At 53.1% G+C, this 1,284-nt stretch carries 1 protein-coding gene; it reads left to right on the top strand.

The window, feature by feature from the left end:
• A partial coding sequence (locus K0T92_RS24485) for a carbohydrate binding domain-containing protein (RefSeq protein ID WP_281423193.1) occupies nt 1-1,284 on the top strand: 1,284 nt, incomplete at both ends.

Consider the following 1,284-nt stretch of genomic DNA (forward strand, 5'->3'; position numbering starts at 1 on the left):
CTTATACGTACAAAGTGGTTGCGAAGAGCAACGCTGGTCAATCTTCCGATGACAGCAGCACAATCACAGTTACAACGAATGATAGCGGAACTGTTGTAGCACCAACAGCACCAACAGGTCTGGCTTCTTCGGCCAAGACAGATAAGACCGTATCGCTCACATGGCAGGCATCCACGCATAGCTCCGGCATCGCTGGCTATGATGTATACCGCAATGGCAGCAAGGTTGGCACGGCAACGACGACATCCTACACGGATACCGGCTTGACGGGCGCAACAGCGTACACGTACAAAGTGATCGCGACGAGCAATGCAGGAAGCTCCTCCGATCCGAGCAATGAGATCAGCGTAACGACTGAGCAAGGCAGCAACAACGGCAATACGGTAACGGTTTACTACAAAAAAGGATTTGCAACACCTTATATCCACTACCGTCCTGAAGGTGGCACATGGACCGTTGCTCCAGGCGCGAAGATGGAAGAGTCCGAAATTCCGGGCTATGCCAAGTACACGATTGACCTTGGAGCAAGCACAGCTACCCGTGTCGAAGCGGCATTCAACAACGGCAGCGGACAATGGGACAGCAACGGCCAGAAGAACTACTTCTTCAACAAAGGCGACAACACGTATAGCGCTGGCGTCGTAACGCCAGGCAAACCGGTATACGTACCAGGCAACAAAGTAACGGTCTACTACAAAGAGGGCTGGACGAACGTCAACATCCACTACCGTGCTGAAGGCGGCACGTGGACAGCAGTTCCGGGCGTGAAGATGGAGAACGATCCGCTTAACCCGGGCTACAAGAAAATCACGATCGATATCGGCACGGCTACCCGCCTTGAAGCTTGCTTCAACAACGGCAGCAATGTATGGGACAGCAACGGCCAGAAGAACTACTTCTTCAACGTTGGCGACAACACGTACATCCCTGGCGCTAACGGCGGCGCAGGCCAAGTGAAAGCTGGGGAGAAACCGCAAGGAACGGATACAATCGCTCCTTCGATCCCTGCCAACCTGGCAGGCAGCCTCGGTACAGGCACGACCAAGACAGTTACACTGTCTTGGAGTGCCTCGACCGACAACATCAAAGTTGAGGGCTATGAAGTAACTCGTACAGAAGGCGCAAACACGACGACTGTTGCTGTGAATGCAACGACATACATCGACAGCACCGTTGTTGCGGGCAAGACGTACAAGTACAAAGTGCGTGCAAAAGATGCGAAACCGAACTTCTCCGACTACAGCAATGAAGTTACGATTGCTGTACCATCGGACGCGGACACAA

The sequence above is a fragment of the Paenibacillus oenotherae genome (genome assembly GCF_019443105.1).
Taxonomy (GTDB): Bacteria; Bacillota; Bacilli; order Paenibacillales; family Paenibacillaceae; genus Paenibacillus_Z; species Paenibacillus_Z oenotherae.